Here is a 24,537-nt window from a genome sequence, read left to right on the forward strand (position 1 = left end):
GCCAGCGCTTATCGGGCCTGTAGCGCTATCCCGCCGCCTGCGGGTTGACGCAGTTCTTCTCTATTTTTCCCTGCAGCGCATCAATCAAATTATCCACCGCACAGGCCATCATGTTGTAGCGCGTCTCATGCGTTGCCGAGCCAATATGCGGCACCGCGACGACATTAGACATGTTTAGCAGGGGCGAATCCACGGATAGCGGTTCATGTTCAAAGACATCCAGACCTGCCGCATATATTTCACCGTTTTGCAGCGCGGCAATCAGCGCGTTTTCATCGACCACCGGACCGCGTCCGGCATTAATAAAAATGGCGGACGATTTCATTCTGGCAAACTGTGTTGCGCCAAACAGATGTCGCGTTTCTGCCGTTAGCGGCAGGATCACGCAGACAAAATCAGCCTCCTGCAACAACGTATCCAGATCGCAGTAGCGGGCGTTAAACCGGTCTTCCGCCTCCTGATGCCGCCGACGGGCGTGATAGAGAACCGGCATGGTAAACCCAAAGTGCGCTCGCTGCGCCAGCGCCATCCCGATACGCCCCATCCCAACGATACCGAGTGTTTTGTGATGCACATCGACGCCAAACCACGCCGGGCCAATGCTTTCCGTCCATTCACCCGCTTTAACCCGTTCTGCGACGTCCACCACGCGGCGGGCAGTGGTCAGCATCAACGCCATCACCGTATCGGCAACGGTTTCCGTCAAAACGGCAGGCGTGTGCATCAGGACTATTTTGCGGGCAGTAAGGGCGTCCACCTCGACATTATCGTATCCCACCGAGATGGTTGACGCCGCGCGTAGCGCCGGCATTTTTTCCAGCAGCGCGCGGTTAACGGTTTCGCTGGCGCCCAGAAGGCCTTGCGCGCTGGCAAATGCCTGCGCATGTCGCGCTACCGTTTCCGGATGCAGGTTCGGTACCTGGGTGACGGTAAAATGCGCCTCCAGGCGATGCAGCAAATCATCAGGCAGGGTTTTGTAGAGAATGATGGACGGCTTCATGCGACTCTCCGTAAATCAAAAGGTAAGCGCGGCATGCGCCAACCGGAACAGGCTTATTATTAACCCGTTTAGCCATCATCGACCAGCCAATTTCCCCGCTGTCGGCAGCCGTGTCGTGGTAAATGATGAATGAATACCGAGTAATGCGCGATGTGTCCGGTTTGGCGAGGGAATGGCGAGGGAGTAATGCAGGCCGGGTAAAGCATACCGCTTTACCCGGTACGGTAGTTTACTGCAATGGACTCAAGGTAATTTCGACGCGGCGGTTTTGCGCCTTACCTTCTGCCGTACTGTTGCTGGCGATCGGGTTCGCCGGACCCATTCCGCTGGTACGGATACGGCTGGCGTCGACGCCCTGGGTGATCAGCGAGCTGGCGACGGAGTCAGCACGCTGCTGCGACAGACGCATATTCAGATCGTGGCTACCGGTACTGTCGGTGTAGCCCACCACATTGACGGCGGTCTTGGGATACTCTTTCAGCACCATCGCCACGCCGGTCAGCGTGTTAGCGCCTGCCGGTTTCAGCGTCGCGCTGCTGCTGTCGAAGGTGACATTATTCGGCATATTCAGAATGATATTATCGCCGCTTCGCGTCACGCTAACGCCTGTGCCCCGCATTTTGTCACGCAGTTTCGCTTCCTGTACGTCCATGTAGTAACCCACGCCGCCGCCCAGCGCCGCGCCAGCCGCCGCGCCAATCAGCGCGCCTTTACCGCGATCTTTTTTGGAGGAGGAAAGTGCGCCGATGCCTGCGCCGACCAGCGATCCAATACCCGCGCCAATGCCGGATTTACCTGCTTCGCGTTCGCCGGTGTAAGGGTTTGTTGTGCAGCCAGATACTGCCAGGGCGCCGCTCACGATGGCAGCAATCACAAATACACGTTTTTTCATCTTAAATCCTTATCACTTTTTTATTTTTACCACAGCGACCGTGGCGGTTGATTATGACGTCTGCACATGAAGAAAATTCCAGGGAAAACTCTGAAATTTGTAAGTAACATTGATCGGCAAAATAAATAATCCCAATAATTCAGGAGCGAACCTTGACCCACGCACCATCGCGTCATTCGGTATTGACCGCCGCACACTGGGGGCCAGTCCGCGTTGAAACCGACGGAGAACGCATTTTTGCCTCGTATGGCGAACTCCCGACGGCACACCAAAATTCCCTGCAAACCGTTGTGCATGACCAGGTGCACAGTAAAACGCGGGTTCGCTTCCCGATGGTGCGTAAAGGGTTCCTGGCTTCCCCCGATAAGCCGCAAGGCATACGCGGGCAGGATGAGTTTGTTCGCGTAAGTTGGGATGACGCGCTGGATCTGATCCACGCTCAGCACAAACGTATTCGCGAAAGTTATGGGCCATCGTCCATCTTCGCTGGCTCCTACGGTTGGCGTTCGAACGGCGTATTGCATAAAGCGGCTACGCTATTGCAGCGTTACATGGCGCTGGCGGGAGGGTATACCGGCCATCTTGGCGATTATTCCACCGGCGCGGCGCAGGCTATCATGCCTTATGTGGTGGGTGGTAACGAGGTTTACCAGCAGCAGACTAGCTGGCCGGTGGTGCTGGAACACAGCGAGGTGGTGGTGCTCTGGAGCGCGAACCCGCTGAATACTCTGAAAATTGCCTGGAATGCCTCGGATGAGCAGGGGCTCGACTATTTTGCGGCGCTGCGACAAAGCGGCAAGCGCCTGATCTGCATCGATCCGATGCGATCGGAAAGCGTCGACTTTTTTGGCGATAAGATGGAGTGGATCGCCCCACATATGGGCACCGATGTGGCGTTAATGCTGGGGATCGCCCATACGCTGGTGGAAAACGGTTGGCAGGATGAAACGTTCCTTGCCCGCTGCACGACGGGTTATGACCGCTTCGCCGACTATCTTTTGGGCACGACCGACGGTACGGCCAAAACAGCGGAATGGGCGGCGGAAATTTGCGGCGTTTCTGCGGTGAAAATTCGTGAACTGGCGGAAATATTTCATCATAACACCACCATGTTGATGGCCGGTTGGGGAATGCAGCGTCAGCAGTTCGGCGAGCAAAAGCACTGGATGATCGTTACGCTGGCCGCAATGCTGGGGCAAATTGGTACGCCTGGCGGCGGGTTTGGTTTTTCTTATCATTTTGCTAACGGCGGAAACCCGACGCGCCGCGCCGCCGTGTTAGCCTCGATGCAGGGAAGCATCCCTGGCGGGGTCGATGCGGTAGATAAAATACCGGTGGCGCGTATTGTCGAGGCGCTGGAAAACCCCGGTGGGTTTTACCAACACAATGGGATGGATCGCCGCTTCCCGGATATTCGTTTTATCTGGTGGGCGGGCGGCGCGAACTTTACTCATCATCAGGATACCAACCGTCTGATTCGCGCGTGGCAAAAACCGGAACTGGTCGTTATCTCGGAATGTTTCTGGACGGCCGCCGCGAAACACGCGGATATTGTTCTGCCTGCGACCACCAGCTATGAGCGCAACGATTTAACCATGACCGGCGACTATAGCAATCAACATTTGGCGCCGATGAAGCAGGTCGTGTCGCCCCGGTGGGAGGCGCGGAATGATTTTGACGTTTTTGCTGAACTGAGCGAACGGTGGGAAGCCGGCGGTTACGCTCGGTTCACCGAAGGAAAAAGTGAGCTGGCGTGGCTGGAGACTTTCTACAATATTGCCGCCCAGCGTGGCGCCAGCCAGGGGGTGACGCTGCCGCCGTTTGCCGCATTCTGGCAGGCTAACCGTTTACTGGAGATGCCGGAAAATCCCGCCAACGCGCAGTTTGTGCGCTTTGCGGATTTTCGCCGCGATCCTGATAACCATCCGCTAAAAACGGCCAGCGGCAAAATCGAAATCTATTCTGCGCGCATTGCCAGCTATGGTTACGCGGATTGTCCCGGCCATCCGATGTGGCTGGTGCCGGATGAGTGGCACGGGAACGCTGATGCGGGGCAGGTTCAGCTACTTTCCGCGCATCCGGCGCACCGTCTGCATAGCCAGCTTAACTACAGTTCGTTACGGGAGCGGTATGCGGTAGCCGGACGCGAACCGGTGACGATTCATCCGCAGGATGCGACAACGCGCGGAATCGTCGATGGCGATACGGTACGCGTCTGGAATCATCGCGGGCAGGTTCTGGCGGGCGCGGTCGTTACCGACGGAATTCGGCCTGGCGTGATCTGTATTCACGAAGGCGCATGGCCGGACCCTGAACCTACCGCAGGCGGCATATGCAAAAACGGCGCGGTAAACGTCCTGACAAAAGATCTTCCCAGTTCCCGGCTGGGGAACGGTTGTGCGGGCAACACCGCGCTGGTCTGGTTTGAGAAATATACCGGCCCGGCGCTACCGCTTACGGCGTTTGATCCGCCTGCCAACTCATAATCCAGGTGGGGTGGGCGGTATCCTCCTGCCAGGCGCTATCTTCAATACGAAAACCAAGCGCATGGTAGAAGTTTACGGCGGATTGATTTTTCTGGTAAACCTCAAGGCTCAGCAGAGGAAAACGTTGCTGGACATATTCCAGAAGCGCTTTGCCAATGCCGTGTCTTAACGCGTCGGGGGCGACAAACAGCGCCCCGACAAAACGGGCTTCCAGTACGCTGACGAAGCCTTTCAGTTGCCCATTTTCCTCCCATACCCAGGTTTGCGCGGCGGGTAAATAGACGTCGCGTACAATTGCTTCGCTCTCGTGCCAGTAACGTTCTTCGATAAAGGGATGGGCATAAATGGTACTTTTCATCCACAGCGCCAGAATAGACGCCATGTCTTCACTCTGGGATTTGCGAATCATGTTTTTCTCCCGGATGGCAAAAACAGCCGGTAATATGGTCGTTGACCAGTCCGCACGCCTGCATAAAGGAGTAACAGATAGTCGTACCGACAAACTTGAAACCGCGTTTTTTCAATGCCTTAGCAAGCGCATCGGACGCAGGTGTTGAGGTGGGGATCTTATCCAGGCTGGCCGCCTGGGTGATCTGCGGCTGGCCATCAACGAATGACCAGACAAAATCGGCGAAAGACTCACCGTTTTGCTCCATCGCAAGCCAGGCGCGGGCGTTACTGATAATGGCCTGAATTTTACCGCGATGTCGTATGATGCCCGTGTTCTGCAGCAGGCGTTCAACCTCCTCCTCCTGCATAGCTGCGATGCGTACCGGGTCAAACTGATGAAAACAGGCGCGGTAGTTCTCCCTCTTTTTAAGCACGGTGATCCAGGATAAACCGGCCTGTTGACCTTCAAGACAGATCATTTCAAACAGCTTTCTGCTGTCAGTCTCCGGTACGCCCCACTCGTTATCATGATAGGCAATATAAAGGGGGTCCTGGCTGACCCAGTCGCAACGCTGCATAGACTTCCTCGTTATTGTGGTTACCGCGAAAATTTCCTTCAACCCGCCTTGACGGGCTCGCTAAAAGGACAATAGTTAATACAGGGCTGATGCCCGACATCCTTCATTCAATGACAATAATATCGCCGAATTCGGCTCTACTCTGGAGTCGCGTTGATGATTGTAAGAAAACGCCGTGGTCGCCGGACATTGCGTTGTCTGGCGGGCCTTATGGCCTGCTCGTTTTTTATCAATACCACGTATGCCTGGCAACAAGAATATATCGCTGAAGCGGCTCCGGGGCATACGACGGAACGCTATACCTGGGACAGCGATCACCAACCGAATTACAACGACATACTGGCCGAACGTATTCAGTCTACGCAAAATACGGTGGGGCCGGTGCTTAGCCTGGCGGATGAAACCCCGCTTGATGCGACCAGCGGTATCAGTATGGGCTGGAATTTTCCGCTTTCCCGACGTGTGACCACTGGGCCGGTCGCGGCGTTGCATTACGACGGTTCGACGTCATCAATGTATAACGAATATGGCGATAGCGCGACGACATTAGCGCTTACCGATCCGTTATGGCACGCCAGCGTCAGTACGTTAGGCTGGCGGGTAAACTCGCAGTTCGGCGATGTCCGTCCCTGGGCGCAAATTAGCTATAACCAACAGTTTGGGGAAAATATCTGGAAAGCGCAGTCCGGGTTGAGTCGTATGACCGCAGGAAATCAGGCGGGAAACTGGCTGGATGTCACCGTAGGCGCGGACGTGTTACTTAACCCGCACATGGCGGCGTATGCGGCGTTTTCCCAGGCGGAAAATAGCGCTACGGATAGCGATTATTTGTATACCCTGGGGGTGAGCGCCAGGTTTTAACTTAAAAACTACCATCGAAACGCTGTGATAACAGATCTTGTGGCGGAAGTAGGGTGCTAACCTTCTGCGTTATCTTTGCGCTGTTAATCATCTCGCTGGCAGTTTCCACCACTATTCGCCAGCCGCAGCGGGAGAGGGTTAGCGAAGCGTCTGCGTAACACATGCAACACCAGGCGTACAGCGCACCCATTTGGTGCTCTTTATTTTTATTTAGCACAAATACCTAATCAATTGGAGTTAAAAAAACGTCTAATAAATAAGGAATGCATTTAACTTATTTATGAATCAGAAGAAATAATATATTATTTATATTAATTTATTCTTAATAAAAATTTACATTTATGTACGTTACATTTGTAACATATTGATTTCTATTTTTTTTAAGCTTAACTAAAAAATATTTTTATATATACTAATTATAGTATCTAATACCCACCTCTATACACTCCATTTCCTCACAGAATGCAGATAATCCTAAGGATGCGTTCTGTTATCTACCGTCATAAATGGAGTTTTTAATGAAAAAAGTTGTTTTTGCTCTGTCTGCTCTCGCTGTAGTTTCCACTTCTGCTTTCGCTGCTGAATCTGGTGACGGCACCATTAAATTCACCGGTGAAATCGTTGACGCGCCATGCGTCGTTTCTACTGACTCTCAGAACCAGGAAGTTGTGCTGGGTCAGGTTAAGAAAAATATCTTCAAAGCCATTGGCGATAAATCTGTTTCCAAGCCTTTCCAAATCAAACTGGAAGACTGTGACATCACCTCTCAAACCAAAGTTAACGTGAGCTTCGCTGGCGTTGGAGATGCAGACGACGCGACACTGGTTTCTGTTAACACTGAAGCAGGTGCGGCAACCGGCGTGGGCATCGGTATCTACGACAACGCTAACAAGCTTGTTGAAATGAACACCGGTAAATCCACCACTACGCTGGCTGCTGGTCAGACAGTGCTGTACTACACCGCTAACTACGTTGCAACAAAAGATACTGTAACCACTGGTTACGGTAACGCAGAAGTGGACTTCAACCTGTCCTACGAATAATCGAATTTTCGTTAATACAGTCAATCATAATGGCAACGGAAATCCCGTTGCCATTTTTTCCAGCGGAGGCTCAGGAAGAGAATCATGAACCGCTCACGTTTGATATCTTGCACAGCACTGGTGCTGGCGCTGATTGCTCAAAACAGTTTTGCCGGTGGCGTGGCATTAAGCAGCACACGTGTTATTTATGACGGTAGTAGAAAGGAAGCTTCTCTTACGGTAAATAATAAAAGCACCACGGATGAATTTCTCATTCAGTCATGGATTGATGACGCTAACGGTAATAAAAAGACGCCCTTTATCATCACTCCACCGTTATTTAAATTAAGCCCGACTAAAAATAACGTTTTACGTATTGTTAATACGACGAGCACGTTACCGCAGGATCGCGAGTCCGTTTATTGGATTAACGTAAAAGCTATTCCTGCCAAAAGTGAAGACGCGGAAGCTAAAAACGTACTGCAGATCGCCGTACGTACCCGCTTAAAACTGTTCTATCGTCCGGCGGGCCTGAAAGGCAATAGCATGGACGGCTGGAACAAACTGCAGTTCACCAGCGCAGGGGCTAACCAGATCAAAGTGGAAAACCCATCTGCCTTTAACCTGACGTTTAATAAATTTTATGCCAACGGCCGTGATATTGAAAAAACGGGAATGGTTCCGGCAAAAGGCTCATTGAATATTGAACTGCCAGCCGGCACCGGCAAGGTAAGCGAAGTTAAATACAACATTATTAATGACTTTGGCACGGCTGGCGACATGTTGACACAGCGCGTTAACTAACACGTTTTAAAGGATTATTACTATGACATGGACGCATCTTCCTCTGGGCAATAAGACCTCGCGTTTTACGCAGTCTGCGCTTGCGCTGATGATAGCGAGTACGCTCCCCGCGTATGCGGGAACATTTAACCCGCGCTTTCTGGAGGATGTGCCGGGTATTGATCAGCACGTTGACCTTTCAATGTATGAATCCAATAAAGCTGAACACCTGCCAGGTAAATACCGCGTCTCGGTGGTGGTCAACGAAAAAAAAATGGAGTCTCGCACCCTGGAGTTTAAGGCAGCGACAGAGGCGCAGCGCGCAAAAATGGGTGAATCCCTGGTGCCGTGCTTAAGCCGCGTGCAGCTTGAAGATATGGGCGTGCGTATTGATAGCTTCCCGGCGCTGAAAATGGCCCCGCCTGAAGCCTGTGTTGCTTTTGACGACATTATTCCCCAGGCCGCCAGCCATTTCGATTTTGCAGACCAGACCCTGATCATGAGCTTCCCGCAGGCTGCGATGAAACAGACAGCGCGCGGTACGGTGCCAGAATCGCAGTGGGACGAAGGGGTGAATGCCCTGCTGGTGGATTATAACTTCTCCGGCAGCAACGCCAGCTATGACGCGCACGACAGTGAGACCAACTACAACAGCGACAGCTACTATCTGAACCTGCGCAGCGGTATGAACCTGGGGGCATGGCGATTACGTAACTATAGTACCTGGACGCGAAACGACGGTAACAACACATGGGATAACATTGGCACATCCCTAAGCCGCGCCATTGTGCCGCTGAAATCACAGCTGACGTTGGGGGATACCTCCACCGCCGGTGATATTTTTGACAGCGTTCAGATGCGCGGGGTGCAGTTAACTTCCGACGAAGAGATGCTGCCTGACAGCCAGCGCGGGTTTGCGCCCGTCATCCGGGGTATTGCCAAAAGTAACGCCGAAGTCACCGTTGAGCAGAACAACTACGTTATTTACCGTACGTTTGTTCAGCCGGGTGCGTTTGAAATTAACGACCTGTATCCAACCTCAAACAGCGGCGACCTGACGGTCACCATTAAAGAATCGGACGGCAGTGAGCAGAAGTTCGTTCAGCCGTTCTCCTCGGTGGCGCTCCTCCAGCGTGAAGGCCATCTCAAGTACAGCCTTTCCGCCGGGGAATACCGTGCCGGGAACTATAACAGCGCCGAGCCGAAATTCGGGCAGCTTGATGCCATGTACGGCCTGCCATATGGCTTTACCGTTTATGGTGGTGCGATCTTCTCTGACGACTATTACTCGCTGGCGGGAGGATTAGGTAAAAACTTCGGTTATATCGGCGCGATCTCCATCGATGTAACCCAGGCAAAAAGCAAGCTGGCAAATGAGGAGAATTCGGAAGGTCAGTCTTATCGTTTCCTCTACTCCAAGAGCTTTAACAGCGGTACCGATTTCCGTCTGCTGGGTTACAAGTATTCGACCAGCGGCTATTACACCTTCCAGGAAGCGACGGATGTGCGCAGCGATGCGGACAGCTCTTATAGCCAGTATCACAAACGTAGTCAGATTCAGGGCAACGTGACGCAGCAACTGGGCGCCTGGGGCTCGGTCTATTTTAACGTCACGCAGCAGGACTACTGGAACGATGAAGGTAAACAGCGTTCGCTGAATGCCGGTTATAACGGCCGTATTGGCCGCGTGAACTACAGCATTGCTTACACCTGGACGAAAAGCCCGGAGTGGGATGAGAGCGATCGTTTACTGTCATTCTCCATGTCGATTCCACTGGGACGCGTGTGGAGTAACTACCACCTCACGACCGATCAGCATGGTCGAACCAACCAGCAGTTAGGGGTGAGCGGCACCGCGCTGGAAGACCACAACCTGAACTATAGCGTGCAGGAAGGCTACGGCAGCAACGGCGTGGGTAACAGCGGCAGCGTGAACCTGGATTACCAGGGCGGCGTGGGTAGCGCCAGCCTGGGTTACAACTACAACCGTGACGGCCAGCAGGTGAACTACGGTTTGCGCGGCGGTGTGATAGCCCATAGCGAAGGCATCACTCTTTCTCAACCGCTGGGTGAATCCATGGCCATTATCTCCGCACCGGGGGCGCGCGGCGCGCACGTGATCAACAACGGTGGTGTGGAAGTGGACTGGATGGGTAATGCGGTCGTGCCTTATCTCACTCCGTACCGTGAAACGGAAGTCTCACTGCGAAGCGACAGCCTGAACAACCAGGTTGACCTGGATACCGCCTCCGTCAACGTAGTGCCGACGCGCGGCGCGATTGTTCGTGCCCGCTTCGATACCCGAGTGGGCTATCGTGTGCTGATGAACCTGACGCAGGCCAATGGCAAAACGGTGCCGTTTGGTGCTACCGCCACGCTGCTGGATACCACAAAAGAGTCCAGCAGTATCGTGGGTGAAGACGGTCAGCTTTATATCAGCGGGATGCCGGAGAAAGGTGCCCTTCAGGTGAACTGGGGTAAAGACCAGGCACAGCAATGCCGCGTGGCGTTTACGCTGCCGGAACAACAGGATAATACCGGCGTGGTGATGGCGAATGCCGTCTGCCGGTAACAGGGAAGGAAACGATTATGTTGAAAAAGTTGATAATGTTTGCGGGCCTGCTGGGCGGGTCGGTGCTGTTTTCTGGCCAGGCGCTGGCGGCAGCGGATTGGGGGGCGTGTACGCCTGACGGCGGGACTCATGTTTTTTCGGCCACGCTGAATAAAACCATCACCGATACGTCCAAGAATGCCTCAGGTATGGTTTTCCGTGATTTTTGGTCGTGGGATTTAGGGGGGGATTACGATGCTGTTTGTGAATGTCCAGAGGGGACTGCTACGGCATCGACATATTATAAAGCTACTTCCCCCCTCGTTCCTGGCCACAGCGAAGGCGAACGCCAATATTTTATTATCAATAATAATATCCAGATTTCAGTCGATGTTTGGGTTCAGGGACACTATCAGGATTATAAAACAGCGCCATTTTCTAATTTAGATAATCTGTCCGCCGCCAGAGCAGGCTGCACTGTGGGTGATGTACGGTTTACAACAGGAAGTAAAGGAAAATTATCTCTTTATATTAATCATCCATTTGTCGGTGAACTGCAAATACCGAGTACAAAGATACTGGACTTGTTTGGCACCCACAAAGTAGACGTTTATAATGCCAGTCCGTTGGCATCCGTATATTTAAGTGGGAGCATCATTGTTCCACAGGGCTGTGAACTCTCCAGCGGCAGCACGCTGGAAATTCCGTTTGGGGAATTTAAGGCCACTGATTTTAAAGATCGCAAAGGACAAGTTGCAAAGAACGCCACGAAATTCACCAAAGAGCTGCAGTTTAAATGCACCAATATTTCCGATGGCGTAAAGATCTTCCTGCGTATTGAGGGAACGCCAAACGCTAATGATTCGAATGCCATCGACATGGGCAACCCGGATATCGGTGCCATCATTGAGGGTGCTAACGGTAAAATTTTGGTGCCAAATGACGCCAGTGTGAATCAGGAGCTGAGCGTATCGGGTCTTGTTGACGACACGCACCGTACCGCCTCAACGACCATTTCGGCTTACCCCATCAGTACCACCGGCAAATTGCCGGCCGCCGGGGATTTCGAGGGAATTGCCACCATGCGTATTGATGTGGAGTAAGCAGGATGAAAAACCTTCATGCTTTGATGCCAGCGTGTTTACTGCTTACCACTTCCGCGATGGCGGCACCGTCGAATATCGGTTCTGCTGGTGATATCCACTTTACCATTACTATTAAGGCGGCTACCTGTGAACTGGAAAACGACAGTATCGACGTCAATATGGAGACCGTGGTGCTTCAGCGCCCGGTAAAAGTGGGTAAAGAGCTGAACCAGAAAAACTTTAGCATCGGCTTAAAAGATTGCGCGTATGCCACAAAGGCCAGCGTTACGATGGACGGTTCTCCGGACCCGACTGACCCCTCGCTTTTTGCCCTGGATAGCGGCGGCGCGACGGGCGTGGCGTTAAAAATTAAAACATCTGGTGGGACGCAACAATACCCCTCCAGTACCGACTCTACGCCCGTAGAACACACCGTCTGGTTTGATGGTACTAACAAGCTGAACTATATCGCCAGCTATGTGCCTGTTAAGCCGGATGCCACCGTTGGCCCAGCGAATGCGACGGTGAATTTTAGCGTCACATACGAATAATCACTGAGGGCCAGTTCGCTGGCCCTTTTCCATTTTTAGTGATTTTTTGTAAAAATCTTCTCCGATCACACTCTCCGTTGCCACTTTCCCCTCTGCTTGTGGTCTACTTAACCGTGCTTGTAGACTTTCTTACATCTGCGTTAGCCGCATATTTACCTGTTTGATTACAGAATCGTTGTACAGGTCGTTTTTATCCCGATTCCCAGGGTTTGTTTGCATGAGATACATTAAATCGATGACGCAACAGAAACTTAGTTTCTTGCTTGCGCTCTATATCGGTCTGTTTATGAATTGCGCCGTGTTTTACCGCCGTTTCGGCAGTTATGCACAAGAATTTACCATTTGGAAAGGCCTCTCCGCAGTTGTCGAACTTGGCGCCACGGTGCTGGTCACTTTCTTCTTACTTCGTCTTCTTTCACTGTTTGGCCGACGCGTCTGGCGTGTGCTGGCCACGCTGGTGGTGCTGTTTTCCGCTGGCGCCAGTTATTACATGACCTTCCTGAACGTGGTGATTGGCTACGGCATTATTGCGTCTGTTATGACCACCGATATCGATCTCTCGAAAGAGGTGGTGGGGCTGCACTTCGTATTGTGGCTAATTGCCGTGAGCGTGCTTCCGCTCATCTTTATCTGGAGTAACCACTGTCGCTACACGTTGTTGCGCCAGCTACGTACGCCGGGGCAGCGTTTTCGCAGCGCCGCTGTAGTGGTACTCGCAGGCGTAATGGTGTGGGCGCCTATCCGCCTGCTGGATGTACAGCAAAAAAAGGTTGAACGGGCGACAGGTATCGACTTACCCAGCTATGGCGGCGTGGTGGCGAACTCCTATCTGCCTTCAAACTGGTTATCTGCGTTAGGGCTGTATGCCTGGGCGCAGGTAGATGAGTCGTCGGACAATAATTCGTTAATAAACCCGGCCAGGAAATTTACCTATGTTGCGCCGAAGGATGGGGATGACACCTACGTCGTTTTCATTATCGGTGAGACGACCCGTTGGGATCACATGGGGATTTTCGGCTACGAGCGTAATACCACGCCGAAGCTGGCGCAGGAAAAAAATCTGGCGGCGTTCCGCGGCTATTCTTGCGATACCGCGACGAAGCTTTCTTTACGCTGTATGTTTGTACGGGAAGGCGGGGCGGATAATAACCCGCAGCGTACCTTAAAAGAGCAGAATGTTTTTGCCGTACTCAAACAGCTCGGATTCAGTTCCGATCTGTACGCCATGCAGAGCGAGATGTGGTTCTATAGCAATACCATGGCGGATAATATCTCCTACCGCGAGCAGATCGGCGCCGAGCCGCGTAACCGTGGTAAAACGGTTGATGACATGCTGTTGATTGATGAGATGCAGAACTCGCTTGCCCAGAACCCGGAGGGTAAGCATCTGATTATCCTGCATACTAAGGGGTCGCATTTTAACTATACGCAACGTTATCCGCGCAGCTACGCTCAGTGGAAGCCCGAATGTATTGGGGTCGATAGCGGCTGCACGAAAGCGCAGATGATCAACTCTTACGATAACTCCGTGACCTATGTGGATCACTTTATTACCAGTGTGTTCGATCAGCTGCGTGATAAAAAAGCGATTGTGTTCTACGCGGCTGACCACGGCGAGTCGATTAACGAACGCGAACATTTGCACGGTACGCCGCGCAATATGGCGCCGCCGGAGCAATTCCGTGTTCCGATGCTGGTATGGATGTCGGATAAATATCTTGCCAGTCCGCAACATGCGCAGATGTTCGCTCACCTGAAACAACAGGCGGAGATCAAAGTGCCGCGTCGTCATGTGGAGCTGTACGATACGATAATGGGCTGCCTGGGGTATACATCGCCGAATGGCGGTATTAACCAGAACAACAACTGGTGCCATATTCCCGATGCGCAGAAAGTCGCCGCGAAGTAGGTTGTCTGCCGACTTTCTCGCCGATTGAATTGTATTTTGCGACTAAGGGATTGACGGGCGTGCGCCTGAGCAGTAAGATGCGCCCGCATTCGGTGATTGGCGCAGCCTGGTAGCGCACTTCGTTCGGGACGAAGGGGTCGGAGGTTCGAATCCTCTATCACCGACCAAATTCAGAAACCCTGCTCAACGAGCAGGGTTTTTTGTATCTGAAACCTGACGAGGATGAGAACCTCCGGGGGCAAGAGGTTCGACCCGAGCGAAGCGAGAGAACGTTGCGTCAGCAACGGCCCGCAGGGCGAGCCACGTAGTGGCGAGTCATCCTCTATCACCGACCAAATTCAGAAACCCTGCTCAACGAGCAGGGTTTTTTGTATCTGAAGCCTGACGAGGATGAGAACCTCCGGGGGCAAGAGGTTCGACCCGAGCGAAGCGAGAGAACGTTGCGTCAGCAACGGCCCGCAGGGCGAGCCACGCAGTGGCGAGTCATCCTCTATCACCGGCAGGTTGACGCTCGCACCACCAGTTCAGGCATGATCCCGTCGCTGTGACTGACCTTCTTGCCCGCCAGCAAATCAAATAATAGTGTGATTGCCTGTCGCGCCACCTCATCAAGATGCATATTCACTGCCGTCAGCGGTGGCAGCGATTCGCGCGCGCGGATACCATCATAGCGGGTGACCACGCGCATCCGCTCCGGGATAGCTACTGACTGTTCCTGAAAAGCGCGTACCGCGCCGCTGGCAAAGGTATCGATCAGCACCAGCACGCCGTCAACGTCGGGATGCGCCTGTAATAGCTGCTGCGCGGCCTGGTAGCCGGCATTTTCACCCTCGCTTTCATTGAGAGAGTAGACGACGGGGGCCTGGCGCCCCGCGCACCAGCGCTGGTAAGCCGCTTCGCTCTCCAGAACTGATGTTCGCCGTGTGTTACCGACAAATAACGCACATTTGCTGGCGCCGGAGGCCTCCAGATGCGTTAGCAGAAGCTGTGCTGTTGCCGCCGAGTGCAGCTCAACCCACGGCACAGGCGTGTCGGTGCCCGGCGTGCGGCCAATGGTGACGCAGGGAATGCCCGCTTGCGCCAGCGCCTGGAGCTGCGGGTCGTTCTCCGCCGGCTCAATCAGGATCGCCGCGTCAAAGCTGACGGCATCCAGTGGATTTGCCCCCGGCGGCACCAGAATCAGCGCATGCTGTTTTTCCAGCGCCATCATCGCGGACGTTAACGCCACCTCCATCATAAATCCCAGTCGTGACGCACCGGAGGCAATCGCCAGCGGCACCGAAGAGAGCAAGGCAATGGTATTGGTTTTGCCGGTTCGCAACTGGCGGGCGCGAATATTCGGCGTGTAGTTGAGCGCAACAATGGCCTCTTCAATACGCCGTCGCGTCTGCGGCTCGACAAAGCGGGTGTTGTGCAAGGCATTGGATACCGTCCCTGGCGACACGCCTGCATGGCGGGCAACATCAATCAACTTTGCGCGTTTTTTATTTTGAACAGCCATCTGCTTCCTGACCTTCGAAAGTTTGCGCACAGGGTAGCATATTTACCAGACGGTAACGTTTGCTTTTTTTCGGTGAGGATCGTAAAAAACTCTTCATTAAAACGTTTTAATGGAGTATTTTGGCGCAAATTTATTCCTCAGGAGGCGATGTGGCACACTTAACTCAGGATTCGACTTTCACCCTTGGACGCCGTCCGGCGGGCCTTATCTACGCTGATAAAGCGAAGAGCTTTGGCGGCTATACGCTTTTTGCGCCGCAAACCGCCGAAGGGCGGGTTTACCTGGTGGACGAGCAGGGCGAAGTCGCGCATCAGTGGCAGCTTCCGGTTCGCGCCGGGCGTGATGCGGTGCTGCTGCCGAACGGTAATCTGGGTTATAACGGCAGCCACCGCACTTCAGCGAACCTCTATCCGGCGTGGGATCTCTGGCACGGCGGCGACTTCTATGAAGTGACGCCGGATAACGAAATCGTCTGGCATTACGAAGATATTTACCATCACCACGATGCGCAGTGGCTGGAAAACGGTAACCTGCTGTATACCGCCGCGTCGCCGTTACCTGCCGATATCGCCGCCCGTGTTACCGGCGGCGACCCGCGACGTGATGCGCCGGACGGCGTGATTCAGAGCGACGTCGTCAAAGAGGTCAATCGCGACGGTGAAGTGGTCTGGGAATGGCGTGCCTGGGAGCATTTGAATCCGGAAGATTTCCCGATTCATGATATTTTCGATCGCCGCCACTGGCCGATGATTAACGGCCTGTCCGTCACCCGTGATGGCCTGGTGCTGATGAGCCTGCGCACTACGTCTGGCGTCATTGCCGTGGATAAAGAGAGCGGGAAGGTTATCTGGCATGCAGGGCCGGAAGTGGTAGCGCAGCAGCACACGCCGGTTGAGATGGAGAACGGGTCGATTCTGGTTTTCGATAACGGCAACCTGCGTCCCGGCGTCACCTCGCCGCATTCCACGGTGCTGGAGTTCGATCCGCAGACCAAAGCGATTACCTGGCAGTATCGCGATATCTTCCCGCCGGCGTTTTTCTCGCCGTATATGGGGAGCGCGCAGCGGCTGGCGAACGGCAACACCTTTATCTGTGAATCGGCGTTTGGCCGCCTGTTTGAAGTCACCCCGGAAGGCGAAACGGTATGGGAATATATCATTCCGTTCTTTAATGAATATCCGGAGCACCTCAGTAAAGGCATTATTCCTGGAAAACAGAACAGCGCCTTCCGTGCGCATCGCTATGCCGCTGATGCCATTAGTTGGTTGAAATAATACAGACCGCCAGCTCGCGCTGGCGGTTATTTTTTTGATGTTTTATGGGAGTTAATCATGCCGCAACCTGGCCTTACTACGCCGGATAACGATGCATTACCCTGGCAAACCACCTTACTTTTGGCGCTTCAGCATGTGCTGGTCGTTGCCGCCACCCCCATTACCTCCGTCTTTCTGATCGCCAAAGCGCTGCACTTTACCGATACGGTGACCGCCTCGGTACTTAGCGCGACCTTTCTGATGTGCGGTCTGGGCGCTATTTTGCAAAGCCTGGGTGTGAAAGGGGTGGGCGCGCGTTTGCCGTTTATTATGGTACCGGGGGGCGCGCCGATTGCGATTTTCGTTGCGATCGCTTTACAGACCAATATCCAGACCGCGATTGGCGCCGTAATTCTGACCTCGCTGTTCTACTTTATCGCGTTGCCGATTTTCCGCCGCTGCCTGCACCATTTTCCCCCCTTTATCATTGGCATCATGCTGCTAATGGTGTCGATTAACCTTATTCGCCTGTACGGCGGGTTGATCATTGGCCAGCCAGGGAGCGCCGACTTCGCTCATCCAACCAGTATCATTTTATCGCTGGGGACTATCCTGATAACGCTGATTTTCGCGCTGGCGTTTAGCGGTATTTTGCGCCAGTTGGCGGTGATGTTCGGCCTTTTAGCGGGAACGCTGCTGGGAATGGCGCTGGGTAGCACCGATTTTAGCGGTGTTGGTCACGGGCCGCTGTTTAGTTTCCCACAGCTTTTGCCGTTCGGCTGGCCGATTTTTGATCTCTCTGCCTCGCTGCCGTTACTGATTTATGCGGTCATCTCTATGGCTGAAGCAACCGGGCAAACGATTGCGACTGCGGAAATAGTCAATTCCACGCAAAATGTGCAGCAGGCGATTCCACGTACCATTCGTGGTGATGCGGTAATGTCGCTGCTGGGGGGGATTTTTGGCACCTCCTTAATTATCACTTCCGGCGAAAATATTGGGGTGGTACGCACCACTAATGTGAAATCGCGTTTCGTGACTGCGGCTGCCGGAGGATTGTTAATCCTGATTGCCATATTCGCGCCGCTGGTACGTCTGGCGACCTGTCTGCCAGGTTCGGTGGTGTGCGGTACGGCGGTGATTGTCTTCAGCATTATCGGGGTTATCGGTATTGATATGATTGCGCGCGAGCCACTGCATACGCCGGGTAAAACCTACGCGCTGGCGATGGGGCTGGCCATGGGAATGCTACCTATACTGGTACCCGGCCTGTATCAGAATTTCCCGGCGGGCGTACAGATGGTCTTTGGCAACGGCATGGCAGCGGGGACGTTGACGGCGATTCTGGTGAACTCGTTGTTTAACTGGAGCGAAAAGCGCACGCAGGCCAGGGTCAAAAGTTAGTTTTTGTGATCGCGGTAGGCCGCACGACGGCCTACTTATTTACAATTTTGTGACATATTCGATGGTGTTTTTCAATGTCCGGATAACTCTTTTTTGCACACGGCTTATGGATAACCTCAGCATTTTCGCCTGTGCGTTTTAGCGTTAGTGGTATTAATCGCTCAGATAATCAACATATCGAAAGAAATTTTTCAATTAATGGCTAATTGTTAATCACTAACTGTTGCAAAATATTAAGTGAATAACTCTGCCTTTCTGCCCATAGCACAAATTTCCCTGCTGAAAATACCCTTCTGAACTTTTTTTAATCTTTGTTTGTTAATTCTCACCGTTGTTGTAAAAGCTGGTTACCTGTATTGACGTTTTGACATTCTATTGACAGATTGTAGGGAATGAGGGGCATTTTATGGAGAATCCGCACTGCAACTCAGTCGATTATGCGAACGGAATCCCCACCTCTCACTACTGACCTGACCAGGTAAAAAACAAAAAAGGCCGGGCGGTAAAAGCCTTTGCAAAGGGCAAAACAACATACATCACAATTGGAGCAGAAGAATGAGTATTTCCTTGAAGAAGTCAGGGATGCTGAAGCTTGGTTTGAGCCTGGTGGCCATGACCGTTGCAGCCAGCGTGCAGGCCAAAACCCTGGTTTATTGTTCAGAAGGCTCGCCGGAAGGCTTTAACCCACAGCTCTTTACGTCTGGCACCACCTATGATGCCAGTTCCGTACCTATCTATAACCGTCTGGTTGAATTCAAAACCGGCACCACGGAAGTGATCCCGGGTCTTGCTGAGAAGTGGGATATCAGCGAAGACGGTAAAACCTATACGTTCCACCTACGTAAAGGGGTGAAATGGCAATCCAGCAAGGATTTCAAACCCACGCGCGAGCTGAACGCCGATGATGTCGTGTTCTCTTTTGACCGGCAGAAAAACGAGCAGAACCCGTACCATAAAGTGTCTGGCGGCAGCTATGAATACTTTGAAGGCATGGGGCTGCCGGATCTGATTAGCGAAGTGAAGAAGGTAGACGATCACACGGTGCAGTTTGTGCTGACGCGTCCGGAAGCGCCGTTCCTTGCCGATTTAGCCATGGACTTCGCCTCTATTCTTTCCAAAGAATATGCTGACAACATGCTGAAAGCCGGTACGCCGGAAAAAGTGGATCTGAACCCGGTCGGCACTGGCCCGTTCCAACTGGTGCAATATCAGAAAGATTCCCGCATTCTCTACAAAGCCTTTGACGGCTACTGGGGCACGAAGCCGCAGATCGACCGTCTGGTCTTCTCCATCACGCCTGACGCCTCTGTGCGTTACGCCAAACTGCAGAAGAACGAATGTCAGGTGATGCCGTATCCGAACCCGGCGGATATTGCGCGCATGAAAGAAGATAAAAACATCAACCTGATGGAGCAGGCCGGTCTGAACGTGGGTTATCTCTCCTATAACGTACAGAAAAAACCGCTGGATGACGTCAAAGTTCGCCAGGCGTTGACCTATGCCGTGAATAAAGAGGCCATCATCAAAGCCGTTTATCAGGGCGCGGGCGTTGCGGCGAAAAACCTGATCCCGCCGACAATGTGGGGCTACAACGACGATATTAAAGACTACGGCTACGATCCGGAAAAAGCGAAGGCGCTGCTGAAAGAAGCCGGTCTGGAAAAAGGCTTCACCATCGATCTGTGGGCGATGCCGGTACAGCGTCCCTATAACCCGAATGCGCGTCGTATGGCGGAAATGATCCAGGCGGACTGGGCGAAGATTGGCGTTCAGGCCAAAATTGTCACCTATGAATGGGGCGAATACCTCAAGCGCGCTAAAGATGGCGAGCACCAGACGGTGATGATGGGCTGGACCGGCGATAATGGCGATCCGGATAACTTCTTCGCCACGCTGTTCAGCTGCGATGCCGCCCAGCAAGGCTCCAACTATTCAAAATGGTGCTACAAGCCGTTTGAAGACCTGATTCAGCCTGCGCGTGCGACCGATGACCACAACAAGCGTATTGAACTCTATAAACAGGCCCAGGTCGTGATGCATGACCAGGCGCCAGCGCTGATCATCGCTCACTCCACGGTTTATGAGCCAGTGCGTAAAGAAGTTAAAGGCTATGTGGTTGATCCATTAGGCAAACATCACTTCGAAAACGTCTCTGTCGAATAATTAAAAGAGCGCTGCGCCCCGGTGTTGTGTAGGCCGGATAAGCGCAGCGCCATCCGGCGTAATGCTTTATCCGCGATGCAGTTTGCGTGGGATAAGATTTGTGAGCAATACAGACTCACGGTTCCAGGCCGTGGGTCATGAGAGAGAATTCGGGTTATGTTGCAGTTCATTCTCCGACGTTTGGGACTCGTTATCCCGACGTTTATCGGTATTACCCTTCTCACCTTTGCCTTTGTCCACATGATCCCCGGCGATCCGGTGATGATCATGGCGGGTGAGCGAGGTATTTCCCCTGAGCGCCATGCTCAACTGCTGGCTGAACTCGGTCTTGATAAACCGATGTGGCAGCAGTACCTCCATTATATCTGGGGGGTGATGCATGGCGATTTAGGCATCTCGCTGAAAAGCCGAATCCCTGTGTGGGACGAGTTCGTACCTCGCTTTAAAGCGACGCTGGAACTTGGCGTCTGCGCCATGATTTTTGCCGTCGCCGTGGGGATTCCGGTGGGCGTGCTGGCCGCAGTGAAGCGCGGTTCTATCTTCGATCACACTGCCGTTGGCCTGGCGCTGACCGGTTACTCTATGCCTATCTTCTGGTGGGGCATGATGCTGATCATGCTGGTCTCCGTCCACTGGAACCTGACGCCGGTTTCCGGGCGCGTGAGCGATATGGTGTTCCTTGATGATACCAATCCGTTGACGGGCTTTATGCTGATCGACACCGCTATCTGGGGCGAAGAGGGTAACTTTATTGATGCGCTGGCGCATATGATCCTGCCTGCGATGGTGCTCGGCACAATCCCGCTGGCCGTCATTGTGCGTATGACCCGTTCGTCGATGCTGGAAGTGCTGGGGGAGGATTACATCCGTACCGCACGCGCCAAAGGGTTGACCAGGATGCGCGTCATTATCGTCCATGCTCTGCGTAACGCCATGCTGCCAGTCGTTACCGTGATCGGCCTGCAGGTGGGTACGCTGCTGGCGGGCGCGATTCTGACAGAAACTATCTTCTCGTGGCCCGGTCTGGGGCGCTGGCTGATCGATGCGCTGCAACGCCGCGATTATCCGGTAGTGCAGGGCGGCGTGTTACTGGTAGCGACGATGATTATTCTCGTCAACCTGCTGGTAGACCTGCTGTACGGCGTGGTGAACCCGCGTATTCGGCATAAGAAGTAAGGGGCCATCATGTCACAGGTTACTGAAAATAATGTTAATGCCGCACCGGCGCCCATGACGCCATTGCGGGAGTTCTGGCACTATTTCAAACGCAACAAAGGCGCGGTCGTCGGGCTGGCGTATGTTCTCATCGTGATCCTGATTGCGGTGTTTGCCAACTTTATTGCGCCGTACAACCCGGCAGAGCAGTTCCGCGATGCGCTGCTGGCGCCGCCGGTCTGGCAGGAAGGCGGCAGTTGGGCGCATATTCTGGGAACGGATGATGTTGGTCGCGATGTCCTCTCGCGCCTGATGTATGGCGCGCGTTTGTCACTGCTGGTCGGCTGTCTGGTGGTCGTCCTGTCGCTGGTAATGGGGATTATTCTCGGCCTGGTCGCGGGCTACTTCGGCGGTCTGGTCGATAACATCATCATGCGCGTGGTCGATATTATGCTGGCCCTGCCGAGCCTGCTGCTGGCGCTGGTGCTGGTGGCGATCTTCGGCCCCTCCATCGGCAACGCGGCGCTGGCGTTGACGTTTGTGGCGCTGCCGCACTATGTCCGCTTAACCCGCGCGGCGGTTCTGGTAGAGGTGAACCGCGATTATGTGACTGCCTCCCGCGTGGCGGGCGCAGGCGCGATGCGTCAGATGTTCGTCAATATTTTCCCGAACTGCCTTGCGCCGCTGATTGTTCAGGCATCGCTCGGTTTCTCTAACGCCATTCTCGATATGGCTGCCCTCGGCTTCTTGGGGATGGGCGCACAGCCGCCTACGCCGGAATGGGGCACCATGCTCTCTGACGTATTGCAGTTCGCGCAAAGCGCCTGGTGGGTCGTGACCTTCCCGGGGCTGGCGATTCTGCTGACGGTACTGGCATTTAACCTGATGGGTGACGGTCTGCGTGACGCGCTCGATCCCAAACTGAAGCAGTAAGAGGTTCGAGATGGCGTTATTAAATGTAGATCAATTATCGGTGCACTTCGGCGACGAAGGGACACCGTTCAAAGCCGTCGACCGCATTAGCTACAGCGTGAAGCAGGGTGAGGTGGTCGGTATTGTCGGCGAGTCTGGTTCCGGCAAATCCGTCAGCTCGCTGGCGATTATGGGGCTTATCGATTACCCAGGCCGCGTGATGGCGGAAAACCTGCTCTTTAACGGACAGGATCTGAAGCGCATTTCCGAGAAGGAACGTCGCAACCTGGTGGGCGCTGAAGTGGCGATGATTTTCCAGGACCCGATGACCAGCCTCAATCCTTGCTATACCGTTGGCTTTCAGATTATGGAAGCCATCAAGGTACATCAGGGCGGGAACAAGAAAACCCGTCGTCAGCGAGCGATTGACCTGTTGAACCAGGTGGGTATTCCCGATCCGGCTTCTCGTCTGGATGTCTATCCGCACCAGCTTTCTGGCGGCATGAGTCAGCGCGTGATGATTGCGATGGCAATAGCCTGTCGACCAAAGCTGTTAATTGCTGATGAACCGACCACGGCGCTGGATGTGACCATTCAGGCGCAAATCATTGAGCTGCTGCTGGAGTTGCAGCAAAAAGAGAACATGGCGCTGGTGCTGATTACCCATGACCTGGCGCTGGTGGCGGAAGCGGCGCACAAAATTATCGTCATGTACGCCGGGCAGGTCGTCGAAACTGGCGCTGCGCAGGATATTTTCCGCGCGCCGCGTCATCCCTACACCCAGGCACTGCTACGAGCGTTACCAGAGTTTGCTCAGGACAAAGCGCGTCTGGCGTCGCTGCCGGGCGTGGTGCCGGGGAAATATGACCGACCGACGGGCTGTCTGCTTAACCCGCGCTGCCCCTACGCCACGGACAGATGCCGTGCGGAAGAACCTGCTCTCAACCAACTGGACGATGGACGTCAGTCAAAATGTCATTACCCACTCGATGATGCCGGGAGGCCCACACTATGAGCACGCATGAGGCCACCTTGCAACAGCCGCTGTTGCGGGCTATCGACCTGAAAAAACACTATCCGGTGAAGAAGGGGATCTTTTCTCCGGAACGGCTGGTAAAAGCGCTGGACGGCGTGTCGTTTAATCTCGAACGCGGTAAAACGCTGGCCGTAGTGGGGGAGTCCGGTTGTGGAAAATCCACACTGGGTCGCCTGCTGACGATGATTGAAACGCCAACCGGCGGCGAGCTTTATTACCAGGGGCAGGATCTGCTCAAACACGATCCGCACGCGCAGAAACTGCGGCGGCAGAAAATTCAGATTGTGTTTCAGAACCCCTACGGTTCCCTGAACCCACGCAAGAAAGTGGGGCAAATTCTGGAAGAGCCGTTGCTGATCAATACCAGCCTGAGTAAAGCGCAGCGTCGTGAAAAAGCGCTGGCGATGATGGCGAAGGTGGGGCTGAAAACCGAGCACTACGACCGCTATCCGCATATGTTCTCCGGCGGCCAGCGTCAGCGTATCGCTATCGCCCGCGGTCTGATGCTTGATCCGGACGTAGTGATTGCCGACGAACCGGTCTCCGCGCTCGACGTGTCGGTGCGTGCCCAGGTGCTGAACCTGATGATGGATTTGCAACAGGATATGGGGCTGTCTTATGTCTTTATCTCCCACGACCTGTCGGTGGTGGAACACATCGCCGATGAAGTGATGGTCATGTACTTAGGCCGCTGCGTGGAGAAAGGGACCAAAGAGCAGATTTTTAACAATCCACGTCATCCCTATACCCAGGCGTTGCTCTCCGCCACGCCGCGGCTGAATCCGGACGATCGCCGTGAGCGGATTAAGCTGACCGGCGAGTTACCGAGCCCGCTGAACCCGCCGCCGGGCTGCGCCTTCAACGCCCGCTGCAGCCGTCGCTTCGGACCCTGCACGCAGTTACAGCCGCAGCTTAAAGAGTACGACGGCCAGTTGGTGGCCTGCTTTGCCGTCGATCAGGATGAAAATCCGCAGAAACCGCTGAGTTAATTGCGTTTTATGCCGG

General features: G+C 53.8%; 20 protein-coding genes, 1 tRNA gene and 2 other RNA genes. 18 read left to right on the forward strand and 5 right to left on the reverse strand.

Annotated elements, in window-relative coordinates; all coding sequences use genetic code 11:
- Nucleotides 1–25 precede the first annotated feature (25 nt).
- Both ghrB and NA330_RS16340 read right to left on the reverse strand, forming a co-directional pair.
- Nucleotides 26–1,000, reverse strand: coding sequence for a glyoxylate/hydroxypyruvate reductase GhrB (ghrB, locus tag NA330_RS16335; RefSeq protein WP_000804681.1), 975 nt, complete (start codon nucleotides 998–1,000; stop codon nucleotides 26–28).
- Between the two features lie 229 nt (nucleotides 1,001–1,229).
- Nucleotides 1,230–1,892: an OmpA family lipoprotein gene (locus tag NA330_RS16340; protein WP_000747548.1), complete on the reverse strand. Its 663-nt coding sequence runs from the start codon at nucleotides 1,890–1,892 to the stop codon at nucleotides 1,230–1,232.
- A gap of 152 nt (nucleotides 1,893–2,044) precedes the next feature.
- Here NA330_RS16340 and NA330_RS16345 point away from each other — a divergent pair, with 152 nt between their 5' ends.
- The gene (locus NA330_RS16345; RefSeq protein WP_000148463.1) at nucleotides 2,045–4,378 is read left to right on the forward strand and encodes a molybdopterin guanine dinucleotide-containing S/N-oxide reductase; all 2,334 of its coding nucleotides are present in this window, start codon (nucleotides 2,045–2,047) and stop codon (nucleotides 4,376–4,378) included.
- On the opposite strand, the gene NA330_RS16350 is transcribed toward NA330_RS16345, so the two are convergent.
- Both NA330_RS16350 and tag read right to left on the reverse strand, forming a co-directional pair.
- Nucleotides 4,347–4,787 (reverse strand): N-acetyltransferase, encoded by a 441-nt coding sequence (locus tag NA330_RS16350; RefSeq protein WP_000619902.1) that lies wholly within the window; start codon nucleotides 4,785–4,787, stop codon nucleotides 4,347–4,349. The two genes, NA330_RS16345 and NA330_RS16350, sit on opposite strands and share 32 nt — an antisense overlap.
- Nucleotides 4,765–5,346, reverse strand: coding sequence for a DNA-3-methyladenine glycosylase I (gene tag, locus NA330_RS16355; protein ID WP_001188421.1), 582 nt, complete (start codon nucleotides 5,344–5,346; stop codon nucleotides 4,765–4,767). Before tag ends, NA330_RS16350 begins: the two co-directional genes overlap by 23 nt.
- A gap of 156 nt (nucleotides 5,347–5,502) precedes the next feature.
- Between tag and NA330_RS16360 the strand changes: the two genes are divergently transcribed.
- From NA330_RS16360 to NA330_RS16405, 10 genes are all read left to right on the forward strand, one after another.
- Nucleotides 5,503–6,207: an autotransporter outer membrane beta-barrel domain-containing protein gene (locus NA330_RS16360; protein ID WP_000637073.1), complete on the forward strand. Its 705-nt coding sequence runs from the start codon at nucleotides 5,503–5,505 to the stop codon at nucleotides 6,205–6,207.
- A gap of 518 nt (nucleotides 6,208–6,725) precedes the next feature.
- Entirely contained in the window at nucleotides 6,726–7,250 is a 525-nt protein-coding gene (lpfA, locus tag NA330_RS16365) for a long polar fimbria major subunit LpfA (RefSeq protein ID WP_001518613.1), read from the forward strand.
- Between the two features lie 84 nt (nucleotides 7,251–7,334).
- On the forward strand, nucleotides 7,335–8,033 hold the full coding sequence (gene lpfB, locus NA330_RS16370) for a long polar fimbrial chaperone LpfB (RefSeq protein WP_001082125.1): 699 nt from the start codon (nucleotides 7,335–7,337) through the stop codon (nucleotides 8,031–8,033).
- A 22-nt stretch (nucleotides 8,034–8,055) separates the two neighbouring features.
- Nucleotides 8,056–10,584 carry an outer membrane usher protein LpfC gene (gene lpfC / locus NA330_RS16375; protein WP_001650952.1) on the forward strand — a complete coding sequence of 843 codons (2,529 nt, stop codon included), beginning with the start codon at nucleotides 8,056–8,058 and terminating at the stop codon, nucleotides 10,582–10,584.
- Between the two features lie 17 nt (nucleotides 10,585–10,601).
- Nucleotides 10,602–11,666: a long polar fimbrial protein LpfD gene (lpfD, locus tag NA330_RS16380; protein WP_001650951.1), complete on the forward strand. Its 1,065-nt coding sequence runs from the start codon at nucleotides 10,602–10,604 to the stop codon at nucleotides 11,664–11,666.
- 5 nt (nucleotides 11,667–11,671) lie between these two features.
- Nucleotides 11,672–12,199 carry a long polar fimbrial protein LpfE gene (gene lpfE, locus NA330_RS16385; RefSeq protein WP_000792961.1) on the forward strand — a complete coding sequence of 176 codons (528 nt, stop codon included), beginning with the start codon at nucleotides 11,672–11,674 and terminating at the stop codon, nucleotides 12,197–12,199.
- 217 nt (nucleotides 12,200–12,416) lie between these two features.
- Nucleotides 12,417–14,108 (forward strand): kdo(2)-lipid A phosphoethanolamine 7''-transferase, encoded by a 1,692-nt coding sequence (eptB, locus tag NA330_RS16390; protein WP_023232384.1) that lies wholly within the window; start codon nucleotides 12,417–12,419, stop codon nucleotides 14,106–14,108.
- Nucleotides 14,109–14,198: 90 nt separating this feature from the next.
- Nucleotides 14,199–14,275, forward strand: a tRNA-Pro gene (locus NA330_RS16395).
- Between the two features lie 34 nt (nucleotides 14,276–14,309).
- A non-coding RNA gene (locus tag NA330_RS16400) (RtT sRNA) lies at nucleotides 14,310–14,443 on the forward strand.
- A gap of 34 nt (nucleotides 14,444–14,477) precedes the next feature.
- Nucleotides 14,478–14,611: non-coding RNA, RtT sRNA (locus NA330_RS16405), on the forward strand.
- Here the strand turns inward: NA330_RS16405 and NA330_RS16410 are convergent.
- Nucleotides 14,602–15,609 (reverse strand): LacI family DNA-binding transcriptional regulator, encoded by a 1,008-nt coding sequence (locus NA330_RS16410; RefSeq protein WP_023241874.1) that lies wholly within the window; start codon nucleotides 15,607–15,609, stop codon nucleotides 14,602–14,604. The genes NA330_RS16405 and NA330_RS16410 overlap by 10 nt on opposite strands.
- A 149-nt stretch (nucleotides 15,610–15,758) precedes the next feature.
- Between NA330_RS16410 and NA330_RS16415 the strand changes: the two genes are divergently transcribed.
- The 7 genes from NA330_RS16415 (at nucleotide 15,759) to dppF (ending at nucleotide 24,521) form a co-directional block, all read left to right on the forward strand.
- On the forward strand, nucleotides 15,759–16,883 hold the full coding sequence (locus NA330_RS16415) for an aryl-sulfate sulfotransferase (RefSeq protein WP_023241875.1): 1,125 nt from the start codon (nucleotides 15,759–15,761) through the stop codon (nucleotides 16,881–16,883).
- A gap of 57 nt (nucleotides 16,884–16,940) precedes the next feature.
- The gene (locus NA330_RS16420) at nucleotides 16,941–18,266 is read left to right on the forward strand and encodes a uracil-xanthine permease family protein (protein WP_001136076.1); all 1,326 of its coding nucleotides are present in this window, start codon (nucleotides 16,941–16,943) and stop codon (nucleotides 18,264–18,266) included.
- A 555-nt stretch (nucleotides 18,267–18,821) separates the two neighbouring features.
- Nucleotides 18,822–20,429 carry a dipeptide ABC transporter periplasmic-binding protein DppA gene (gene dppA, locus NA330_RS16425; protein ID WP_000028047.1) on the forward strand — a complete coding sequence of 536 codons (1,608 nt, stop codon included), beginning with the start codon at nucleotides 18,822–18,824 and terminating at the stop codon, nucleotides 20,427–20,429.
- A gap of 156 nt (nucleotides 20,430–20,585) precedes the next feature.
- Nucleotides 20,586–21,605: a dipeptide ABC transporter permease DppB gene (gene dppB / locus NA330_RS16430; RefSeq protein WP_000938843.1), complete on the forward strand. Its 1,020-nt coding sequence runs from the start codon at nucleotides 20,586–20,588 to the stop codon at nucleotides 21,603–21,605.
- A 9-nt stretch (nucleotides 21,606–21,614) separates the two neighbouring features.
- The gene (gene dppC / locus NA330_RS16435; RefSeq protein ID WP_000084690.1) at nucleotides 21,615–22,517 is read left to right on the forward strand and encodes a dipeptide ABC transporter permease DppC; all 903 of its coding nucleotides are present in this window, start codon (nucleotides 21,615–21,617) and stop codon (nucleotides 22,515–22,517) included.
- A 10-nt stretch (nucleotides 22,518–22,527) separates the two neighbouring features.
- The gene (gene dppD / locus NA330_RS16440; RefSeq protein WP_001196509.1) at nucleotides 22,528–23,511 is read left to right on the forward strand and encodes a dipeptide ABC transporter ATP-binding protein; all 984 of its coding nucleotides are present in this window, start codon (nucleotides 22,528–22,530) and stop codon (nucleotides 23,509–23,511) included.
- The gene (gene dppF / locus NA330_RS16445) at nucleotides 23,508–24,521 is read left to right on the forward strand and encodes a dipeptide ABC transporter ATP-binding subunit DppF (protein ID WP_000103563.1); all 1,014 of its coding nucleotides are present in this window, start codon (nucleotides 23,508–23,510) and stop codon (nucleotides 24,519–24,521) included. The genes dppD and dppF overlap by 4 nt, the downstream gene beginning before the upstream one ends.
- Nucleotides 24,522–24,537: the final 16 nt, after the last annotated feature.

The organism is Salmonella sp. NW722, assembly GCF_051702785.1.
Taxonomy (GTDB): domain Bacteria; phylum Pseudomonadota; class Gammaproteobacteria; order Enterobacterales; family Enterobacteriaceae; genus Salmonella; species Salmonella enterica.